Genomic DNA, 260 nt, shown 5'->3' on the forward strand with positions numbered 1-260 from the left:
ACTTCACCCTGAGTGACGGCAAAACGGTCATCACTGTGCCGGCTAACAGCACCAGCGGTTTCACCACCGTGACTGCACCGGACAACGTCTACGTCGGCACCAACGCACCGGTTGAGCAGAGCTTGCAAGCAGTCAGCGGCGCTGCTGCGTGGAAGTTCGAGAACCTGGTTCTGGACAAGACCCCGGTCAGCACCGCTGTCACCGACGAGCCGGGTACTCCAGGCAACGAAGGCGATCTGGTCAAAGTTACTATCACCGCT

1 protein-coding gene is annotated in these 260 nt (G+C 59.6%); it reads left to right on the plus strand.

Annotated elements, in window-relative coordinates; translation table 11 throughout:
- Window positions 1-260: immunoglobulin-like domain-containing protein (locus SB765_RS31015; protein WP_410932674.1), on the plus strand; the 260-nt coding region annotated here is incomplete at both ends.

Source organism: Pseudomonas sp. SIMBA_067 (assembly GCF_046534675.1).
Classification (GTDB): Bacteria; Pseudomonadota; Gammaproteobacteria; order Pseudomonadales; family Pseudomonadaceae; genus Aquipseudomonas; species Aquipseudomonas putida.